General features: G+C 64.9%; 6 protein-coding genes and 3 pseudogenes. 5 read left to right on the top strand and 4 right to left on the bottom strand.

Annotated features, from left to right (window positions below; all coding sequences use genetic code 11):
• The first annotated feature begins 796 nt into the window (after positions 1–796).
• Complete coding sequence (locus ACZ7NC_RS43215; RefSeq protein WP_471497446.1) at positions 797–2,605, top strand: zinc metalloprotease; 1,809 nt, start codon at positions 797–799, stop codon at positions 2,603–2,605.
• A gap of 246 nt (positions 2,606–2,851) precedes the next feature.
• On the opposite strand, the gene ACZ7NC_RS43210 is transcribed toward ACZ7NC_RS43215, so the two are convergent.
• Together ACZ7NC_RS43210 and ACZ7NC_RS43205 are read right to left on the bottom strand one after the other, a co-directional pair.
• Positions 2,852–3,589, bottom strand: coding sequence for a transposase (locus tag ACZ7NC_RS43210; protein WP_471497444.1), 738 nt, complete (start codon positions 3,587–3,589; stop codon positions 2,852–2,854).
• 355 nt (positions 3,590–3,944) lie between these two features.
• A pseudogene (locus ACZ7NC_RS43205) lies at positions 3,945–4,250 on the bottom strand (helix-turn-helix domain-containing protein); the annotation flags it as partial.
• A 188-nt stretch (positions 4,251–4,438) separates the two neighbouring features.
• Here ACZ7NC_RS43205 and ACZ7NC_RS43200 point away from each other — a divergent pair.
• The 4 genes and pseudogenes from ACZ7NC_RS43200 to ACZ7NC_RS43185 all read left to right on the top strand — a co-directional run bounded on the left by ACZ7NC_RS43200 (position 4,439) and on the right by ACZ7NC_RS43185 (position 7,266).
• Positions 4,439–4,765 carry a hypothetical protein gene (locus tag ACZ7NC_RS43200; RefSeq protein ID WP_471497442.1) on the top strand — a complete coding sequence of 109 codons (327 nt, stop codon included), beginning with the start codon at positions 4,439–4,441 and terminating at the stop codon, positions 4,763–4,765.
• A 150-nt stretch (positions 4,766–4,915) separates the two neighbouring features.
• Positions 4,916–5,134, top strand: a pseudogene (locus tag ACZ7NC_RS43195) (transposase); the annotation flags it as partial.
• 862 nt (positions 5,135–5,996) lie between these two features.
• Positions 5,997–6,323, top strand: a complete 327-nt coding sequence (locus ACZ7NC_RS43190; protein WP_471497440.1) for a hypothetical protein — start codon at positions 5,997–5,999, stop codon at positions 6,321–6,323.
• A gap of 514 nt (positions 6,324–6,837) precedes the next feature.
• Positions 6,838–7,266, top strand: coding sequence for a transposase (locus tag ACZ7NC_RS43185; RefSeq protein WP_471497438.1), 429 nt, complete (start codon positions 6,838–6,840; stop codon positions 7,264–7,266).
• A 186-nt stretch (positions 7,267–7,452) separates the two neighbouring features.
• Here ACZ7NC_RS43185 and ACZ7NC_RS43180 read toward each other — a convergent pair whose 3' ends face one another.
• Entirely contained in the window at positions 7,453–7,947 is a 495-nt protein-coding gene (locus ACZ7NC_RS43180; RefSeq protein WP_471497436.1) for a hypothetical protein, read from the bottom strand.
• A gap of 1,120 nt (positions 7,948–9,067) precedes the next feature.
• Positions 9,068–9,526 (bottom strand): annotated as a pseudogene (locus ACZ7NC_RS43175) (hypothetical protein); the annotation flags it as partial.

The raw sequence follows: 9,526 nt of genomic DNA, 5'->3' as shown, positions 1-9,526 counted from the left end.
CAACGGCTCCAGCTTCGGACCCCGACGAGGAACTGACGCACCAGCAGCAGAAGTCACACAACAACTAACGATCAACTACTGGCGCAGGCCACTAGGAGGTTCTTGCCAGCGCATGCCCAATGCGGGGCTGAGTTTGGTGGCTCTGCGGCGGGTGTTGTCGAGGAATGAGCCGAGTTGGATCGCTTCCCCATCGATCACCTCTACGGGTTTCCTCGGGACTCGTAGGTGGCCCCTTTGCGGGCGGAATTATTGTGCGGCGGTGATGTTGGCCGTCCACCGGTCGCCCTGCGTACGTGGGGCAGACACCGCGGTCTCGCCGGCGGCAGCGGCTTCGATGCCGAGTGTTTCCAGGAGGTACGGGTGCGCGGGCATGAGGTTGTCCCATCCCGTGCGCTGCGCACCGGTCCATGCTCCGAATCTTCGCCTTGCACGATCAGTTTGCCTGCCGCGGCTGGCAGTACGCCTCCGGCTCGGGGGTTCTTTGTGGGGTCGGGGGTTGTCGGCCTCGGCTGTTCTTGAGGTCTCCAGTCCAAAGTTGTGATGGGTTGTGACCAAAGTTGTATAGGCCTGCTTCTTTCGGCTTGCGGGTAACTCCCGGGTGAATACTTTAGACGTAAAACAGGCGGGCCGCTCGCGGGTCTTAATGGGTATGGAGCACACGGTTGCCTGTCGGGATCTGCAAGAAGGGGAACATCCCCGCTGTCGGTGGGAGATTCTGGCAGGCGGTCGTGGCGGCATCATTTCTCATTTCTCATTTCGCACAGAACAAGTACCAGTCCCCTGTATGCGCGGGAAAATGGAATTGCGTGAGTGCAGTAGCAAGAAGGGAAAGAAGATGAGCATGAAGAAGCAGCATGGCCGGCACCGCCTGGAGAAGCAGAACATCGGTGAGCGCGCGAAGACCAGGCGGATCCTCTCCGCTACAGCCGTCGCCCTGGCCGCGGGTGGCGGCCTGCAAATGGTAAACGCCACCGCCAGCTATGCCGCGGCAACTCCCAATCAATACCGCATCGATCCAGGTTCGGACGGTCACGTGAATATCAACCTTGACTCCAGCCTCTCCGAAGAGCAGATGTATGCGATGGAAACCGCTGCCCTCAACGCGAACGGAGCAATTCTCGACCCGGACGCAACCCTCAGAGCGATGAAAGCCCTGAACGAAGAAGCAGCGAATGAAGAACCAACTCCCTACCTGAAAAATGCCCCGATGCTTAACCCGGAGGGAACCTTCGAGGTTAACCCGGATGGAACTCCGGCGGTACGTCCTGGCTCACATGAGATCGTCCAGTTCGCTTCCGATGGGGAAAAAGCCCAAATAAACGCCGTCGGAGTGGACAACTTGAGGAGCTCTCAAGGTCACGGCGACCACGGCACGATGCACTCTAACGGAACCCTGGAATTAAACAATGGCAGTTTCCTTCCTCAGCAGGAAATCAACCAGAAATTTGATGAAGATGATTTGAATGGAAGGGGTTGGGAAAAGGATGGCCATTGGGTGACGCGAGATGAAAATCTGCAATATTACCTAGATAACCAGGCCCATATTGCTACGCACGAATTGGGGCACGGGCTTGGCTTGGATCACCCTAAGGGCACCGCGAACAGTGATGAAGTGATGATTGGAAGTAGGGTTACAGTTGTCCCCCACAACGGACATTCAAGTTCATACATTCCGGCAACTTTCAGCGATGATGAGCTTGCACTGATAAACAAGAACTACCCGCAGGCGGCGGGTGGTAACTATCAGCCGGACTCCTATGCAGAGCAATCCGAGACGAGGAGCGCTTCTGCACAGCAGCAGTCGCAGTCCGGTATCGGGAACCCGTCGGCCGGTAACCCGGCCGTGCATAACCCCCTGGACGACTGGCAGAAGAACGGGTTCCCGAGCCGGGAGTACGTCCGTAACCATGCAGAGGCTCGCGGGAGCGGCGGTTTCCTGGAACACCCTGATAATGAGCGGGACGAATATCTGAGGGAGGTGTTCCAGGCTAATCACGGCACCTCGGAGCTGCGGCGAGATGAGTTCGACACCAGCCAGCAGACGCAGGCTTTGCCGCGTGCCACAACACAGGCCCAGCAGGGCACACCCTCCAGTTCCGACTCCCTCCGCGCTGAGAGTAAGCAGATCTCGTCTCAACACAATCAGCAGGGGGGACCGTCCGGCTCGCAGCAGGCTGAGCCTGCGGCCCAGCTACCGCCCCAGCAGGGTTTGCAGGGTGTGCAGTCCGGCTCGGATTCTGCTGGCCCCAGCACCGGCGCCTCGGGCAATACTGGTACCGCTGGTGGTCAGAACGCGGCCGGGGCGAAGCTGTCGGCCGGGGCTGCGGCGGGTCAGCAGATGCACAGTCTGCAGCAGGCTGATTCGCTGCCGGCTGCCGCGGGGGCTCCGCAGGCGCAGGCTGCTCAGCCTGGTGGGGCTGCTCAGCCTGGTGTGCAGTCGACTGATCTCTCGGCGCAGTCGGGGCTGCAGGCGCTGGGCGGGGGCGCGGGTGATGTGTGGGGCGGGCAGGCGGGTTCGTCTGACGCACAGTCCGGTTCGACGTCCGGTGTGCAGGCGGGGCAGTGGGTGGAACCAGTTCGTCACAAGCGCGGCTGCATCCGGTGAGGGCCAGCCTGCCGGCACGAGTGGGAGCACCACGGGCCTGGCCGATGACTCGGCTGCTTTCGGGGATGCCGGGCTGGGGTCGGCCACTGCGCAGGTGCAGCAGCCTACCGTGGATAGCACCAGCGCTGGGCAGGCGGCCTCGGTGCCTGATGCGGGTGGGCAGGCCGCGCTGAGTGCCGAAAGCTCGGCCGCGGCGGTTTCGGGCTGGCAGGCGGGTACGCAGATGAACTGGCAGGCTCCTTTCGGTCAGGGCGGCGGTACCGGGGCTCCGGCTCCGGCTGCGACGGACTGGCAGGGTCTGCAGGGGAATGGTGCGCAGCCCTCTGGTGCCTGGGGCCAGCAACAGGCCGGCTGGGGCGGGGGCCAGCAGCAGGCCGTGGCTCCGGTAGATGGTTCCGTTAGTGGTGACGCGGGAGGTGGCGGCTCGTGATGTTCTCGCCGTGACGCAGTCTCCAGGCCTGTGCGGGGATGCCGGTCGGCGTTCCCGCACAGGCTGTTTGCCAGTTGCGGCCCTGCACGAGGCTGGAGACGTCGAAGGCTCTCCCTTAGTGGTCGGCTCCGGAAGTCCTTCGGGGGTTGATCAGCTGCTGGTGCGGCGGAGGATTCTTCCTGGTGATCGGTGGTGTGCCGGTCGAGTCTGGCCAGCAGATCGTCCAGGTCGGAGGTGGTGAACTTCCACTGGAATGGCTGTGCTGTGGCGTTGTAGCGGTCTTCGAAGGCTCGGAGCCGGTCGGCGACCTGGGCGAGGTCGGGGAAGTCGTTGGGTGAGACGACCTTGCGTTGGACGACGGAGAAGTAGATCTCCACCTGGTTCAGCCAGGAGGCGTGGACCGGGGTGTGCACGAGCACAGCGGTCGGGAACGCGGCGGTCAGCCGGTCGGCGGCCTTCTGGCCTCGGTGCGAGGAGCCGTTGTCGACGATCCAGAACACGCGCTTGGCGCTGGCATAGGGCTCTTGGGTCATGACCTGGGTGGCCAGGTTCATGAACGGGCCGATGCCGGTACGTGGCTCGTGGCTCGGTGCGGCCGAACACCTTCGCGGCGTGGACGTCGTAGGCGGCCAGGTAGGCCAGGGCGCCGCCGCGGCTGTAGGTGTGGTTGACGCGCATGGCTCGGGCCTGGCCGGGCGCGAGGGTGGGGTGGCAGCGGCAGCGGGCCTGTATGGAGGTCTTCTCGTCCGCGCTGATCACGTACTCGTCCTCGCCGAGCGGCTGGCTCTGCCAGGTGCGGGCGTACAGGTCCAGCACGCGCTGGCCCCTGTTGCGGAAGTCGGGGTCGGTGATGAAGATCCAGGAACGGTGCTGCCAGGGCTTGAGCGCGTCCCGATCAAGCCAGCGGCGGACGGTGGAGGCCGATACGAACGTGGCGATGCCCCGGGCCACGGCCTCGCGGGCCAGCTCGGGCGCTGACCATCGAGACAGCGGCGCGCCGGTCTCGGCGGGTAACCGGCAGGCCAGCGCCTTGACCTCGGCAACCTGGAGCGCGGTGAACGCCGGCGGGCGACCCGAGCGATCGCGGTCGCCCAGGCCCTGGTCGGCGAACCGGCCGCGCCAGCACCGGACCGTGTCCAGATGCAGGCCGGTCTCCCGGGCGATGCGCGCGTTGGAGCGTCCGCGTGCGCCCCGCAGGACGATTTGCGCGCGCATCCGCAGCCGGTACTCGGTCTTGTGGCCGTAGGCCATCAGTTTTAGCCGCTCGCGCTCGGCAGCGCGCAAGGTGATCGGACGGGCAGCGGCATCAGGCAAGGCAGGCAGGCCGATCGAGAGAAGCGGATCAAGGACAGGCCGTAGCCTGCCGCGTCCCCGGGCCCGGCCTGCCGGGCAGGATGGGTGCCATGCCCACGCCCTCGGAACACACCCGCCTGTCCGTGGAGGCGCGCCTCGGCGAGCGCGCCCGCACCGCCTGGCCGCAGATCGATCAGCTGCACGTCCGCCATCGCGGAGCCTTCGCCTACGTCGAGGCGGAACTGCCCCATGGCGCACGGGCCAAGCTGATGCGGCTGCGCTATGCCGGTGCCGCCAGCAGGTGGCGCTTCGCCCTCTACTACGCCAGCAGCGACCGCTACGAGGACTCCCTGCTGCCCACCGGCAGCGCCACAGGCACCCCCGCGGACGCCCTCGACTGCGCCTGCCGAGTCCACCTCGCCGCCCCCGACATCTGACCAGACGCAGCCCACAGCACCGCCTCCACAGTCAACCCCCGAAGGACTTCCGGTGCCGACCACTTAGAGGCCCTAACAGAAGCCGTTGATCATGTGACTGTCGGCTTGGTTGCTCGTTGGTCTGGTCGTGGGAAAGAGGGAGTCGCGTCCATGATCGTCTCGGACGAACTGTGGTCGCTGATCGAGCCGTTGCTGCCCAAGCCGGGTCCGAAGCTGGTCGAGGGCAGGCCGCGGGTACCGGACCGGCAGGCCTTGTGCGGGATCCTGTTTGTGCTGCAAACCGGCATCCAGTGGGAGTACCTGCCGCAGGAGCTGAGCTTTAGCTCGGGGATGACGTGCTGGCGGCGCCTGGCCGCCTGGAACGAGGCCATGAGCTGTTCACGCACTTGCGGTGGCCCTTTGTCCGCGTGCTTGAGTCTCTGCAGTTTGTTCCACGCTGAAGTCAGCCCGAGGGCCACGAGGTCGTGCAGGAAGATCGAGCATCACAGACACGCTGCAGCCTCCGCTGCATCCCGCCAACTTCAAGGAGCGGTGCTCACTTCTGGTCGGCCAGCGCAAACATCAGTGGCTCCGCTGGGCTGTGCGGAGAGGTCGATGGGCAGTCATCGCCGCTGACGGTACGGACTGCTCCAGCGAGCTGCGCATCGGCATCCGCACTCACCGCATACAACACGTCGGCCTTCCGGACCACAATCGGTCCGGAAGGCCGACATCACCTGAGGCCCCCATTCAACCAATAGAGGGTGTGGGGCAGAGCCAGGGCGCGTTGCGAGCCAGGGTCAACAGCCCGTCAATTCATGACACTCCCGGATGCGCTGCAGCGCGTGCTGGACGACGCAGTCTCAGCCAAGGAAGCACGGCTGTGCGCCCTCCTGCTGGCGTATGACTGGGACTTCGCTCGGGTCTCCCGCGAACACCAGATACCGCGGCGTGCGTTAGACGACGCCCTGGTGCACTTAAAGTACTTATATGATTGCATAGAGGTACTTAACGCCAGTTTGAGGCGTTTCATCGTGAGATTCATGGGGTGTCGAAGATGCGTAGAGCGATGTGCATAGCGGCAACGGTGCTGGCATTAGCAGGAGCTGGCGCGGGAAGCGCGCAGGCAGCGATACCGCGAGGCCCTGCCATCGCGGCCTCGTCGCCTCAGACCGCGGGCCAGGCCGCGGGTTTGGGGGCGATCACACGCCCGGCGAACATGGTGAAGCCACGCCCGGCGACGGCGCGGGACGTGCTAATCGAGAAGACCTATATTTGCGCTGGTCTGGGCATTTGGCTCTCGACCAACGGGCGGGCGCGACTGACCATGCAGAGTGACGGCAACCTCGTTCTCTACAAGGACGGCGGCGCCGTATGGCAGACAGGCACTGTCGGCCGTGGCACCTGCGCTGTATGGCAGCCAGACGGAAACTTCGTGCTTTACGGCCGTAGCGGTGAAGCGCTCTGGCAGTCCCACACCGAAGGCCGGGGTTACTATCTCGTCGTCCAGGACGACGGCAACTTCGTCATCTACGACCAAGCCTGGCATCCTCTCTGGGCAACGCACACCAGCGGCTGATCGCACTCACTGGCGTTGGCGGGCGCGGGCGCGGGAAGCGCGCAGGCAGCGATACCGCAGGACCCGGGCTCACGGCGCCATCGGCGCAGGCCGCGGGCCCAGGGGCGATCACACGCCCGTCCGGACACGGTGGCATGGGTCAGGGTGGCTGGAGTTCGGACCAACGGACGGGCGTACCTGACCATGCAGATGGACGGGAACTTCGTCCTCTAGTCGCCGTATGGCAGACGGCACCGCCGGCCGTGGCGGCTGCGCCCTCTTCCAGCCACCTCGCCATCCAGGACGACTGCAACGTCGTCATCTACGGCCGAGCCAATGTGCCTCTCTGGCAAACCCAGACCAGCGGCTGATCACACTCAGAGCCCTCCGCGCAGAAGGCCGACGTCCACACAGGCGTGGGCCTTCTGCGTTCCCTGGCCCGCGAAGACCAGCCGAACATGGCAGCCCATGCACGTGCCGAAGTCCTCCATAGAGAAGGCCGAGGCAGCCACCACCCTCCGGAACTTCACGCGGCATGCGGCTCACTCAACGTCACAGTCCGGACGACCATCACCGCCTCCTGCAGCGGCCATTGCCGGGGTTCAAAGATGGGGGACGCAAGCGCCACCTGGGCTGCGAAACACTCGGCCTACTGCTGACCGTGCTGGTCACCGCCGCCAGCGTCTTTCGACACCGCGGCGGAGTGACACTGCTGTCCCGGATCGCCGCCGCCCACCCCAGCCTCAGCAAAGCCTGGGCGGACGCCTGCTACCGCACCACCGCCATCAACCACGGCGCCCGCCTCGGCACCGACGTCCACCCCGTCCAACACAAGCCCGGCACCAAAGGGTTCAAGGCCATTCCGAGACGGTGGACCATCGAACAGAGCATCGGCTGGCTGATGAACCACCGCCGCCTCGCCCCGACCTCATGGCTCGCCACCTCACCGACGAAGCCACCCTGAAACTGCCGCGGAACCTGACCTGCAACCAAACACCAGTCAACGGACAAAACGTTCAGTGAGCGCAGGCGCAGCAGCGGGCCGGGCACCGACTTCTGTTCGGCTCAGCACGCGGTAACGGAGCAGGAGGCGGTTGTCGGCTCGGGGGTGCGATTCCCTCGGGCTACCCGACCGATCATACGGTCCCGTTCAGGGCGCCGTTATGTGCATCGCTGTGGGCCCAGTGGTCGAGGTCAGCCCATCAGGGGTAAGGCATGCCCCCAGCTGGCTAACATTAGAAATGAGCAGCGTCTTTTGCACTGCGGATTCCTCGTAGTGTCCCTGGGTCACGGTGCCAGAGAAAACCGCCGCTGTCCCTTCGACAAGACGGACCACAGCTGCTGTCGTGTAGGTGATGTCGGAGAAGGCAGGGATACCTCCATCAGCCTCGTCCTCCGTGTCACGCCACCTAACGGTTTCGCTGTATGCGCTGGGTAGCGCGACGCTGGTGCACGTGGCCTGGGAGAGTGTGGCATCGGCCTCGATGTCGGCCTCGACAGGTACGCCATTGGCGACACAGGAATACGTGGTAAAGCCGGAGGCGGTAACCGTCTGCGGCTGAAGGGTCAGGCCCGGGTCGTAGTTGAGGGTGAGAGTGCCCTCACAGGTGACCACAGCATCAGCAGCTGCTGGTGTTGCGGCCATGGTGACCATAGAGCATACAAGCAACGAAACCGCTACTGCCCCAGCGAACGCTCGAGTTCGGCGCATGACATCCTTCCCTGAGCCGTTGACGGCTGACTTCTTTTCGGTAGACCCCGGTGCAGCCGGCTCGTGAAGTCCTACTCAAGCGCCCTGTTCCGGAGCCAACCCGTCCCTTGGGCCGCTTTCCGGAGTGGGTGGTGCGGAGGCAGGTCGCGGGCTGGTTTCGCGACCTGATCTGTCGGATGCGCGGCCCTCCAATAGATCGACAGTCCTGCCTGCTTCTGATACCGACGCAGCCAGGCTGGCTGCCCGGCCAATTCGGCATTCCGCCCCAGACGCTGAGAATGACACGCGCGTGTCATCCCGGCCAGGGGCAGGAAGGCACGCCTCAAGGAACTTGAAGCACACTAAGGGCGCGCGGTGAGGCACTGTCATCCCGGTGATGCAGGAGCCAGCAGAGTCTTGTCCAGTTGCTGCTGGGGCAGGCGAGTTGGGAATGCCGTTGGCGGGACCGGAAGTGGGCGAGAGCTGGCGTCTCGGTCGTGGCAGGAGCGCGGCGGTGGCCCCGGCACCATCGACCGTGCCGTCACAAACTGCGCGTTGGCATCCGCCGACCAGACCTTCTTGCTCGATAGCCAGGACGCCCGCGAGCGGCGTGCATCTGGACAACGTCGTCGTGCTGGTCGGCGCGTCGTGCCGGTCTCCCGCATCCCTCCCGCTGACAGGTCCCGCGGGACCAAGCGCCCCGGCCCTCCACCCTGTAGCCCCTGCTGTACCCGGCTACGCATGCTTCTCTGCTGGGGTGAGGGGCCAGGACATCAGCGGCCGGCCAGGCAGCGCGGCGGGTCGCGTGACCGGGTCCGAGGCTGTGGACGGGCGGTCCGGCACCGGCCCGGGCGGGTGTTTTTCTCCCTCGCGGTATGCAGGCGGGGATCTAAGCGCATAGGCCCGGCTTGCCCAGGGATCTTGGAAATCCCAGTCGCTTCGGTCACTTGCCGGCACCGATTCCCACAGACAGCGAGGGGATGTGCGGACCCCTGCGTCCGCGCAGTGCGCTCCCTCTGCCGTGCCGGTAGTGCGCCGAGCGGTGCAGCGGCGACTGGTGTTCCCCCGCTACTACCTACTGCTCGTAGGACTGCTGAGGCTGCGGCTGCTCATAGATCTGCTGCTGCGGCTGCGCCATCGAGACAGGCGCAGACACAGATTGCTGCTCCACCGGCGCAGAAGCCTCAGGAACAACCGGTGCAGCCACAGGATGAACCGCTCCGGGATGGGTGGAGGCTCTATGCGTTGGCTCCAGCGACCGGTTGGGGCTGGTGTTGAGCGTAGTAGTTGGTCTCGTGTTCGTGGGGCGGGATGTCTCCGACCGCTGTGTGGAGGCGTTGGTTGCCATGAGCGCGTTGCCCAGGGCATCGCCGACGGTGCCGATCGAGGCATCGATGCCAGCGTCGAGGAGGTGGGCGGTGAACGCGAACGACGTGTATTGGGCGAGTTCAATCAGTCGTTGCAACACCGGCCTGTTGCAGCGAGCGTAGCTGCTCCTCGAAGACCTCGGCTGGTGTCCGCCAACCGAGGACCT

This window comes from Streptomyces sp. NPDC111802 (assembly GCF_055634335.1).
Note: the sequence above shows the minus strand (reverse complement) of the source record. Positions and strands in the feature narration are given on the sequence as shown.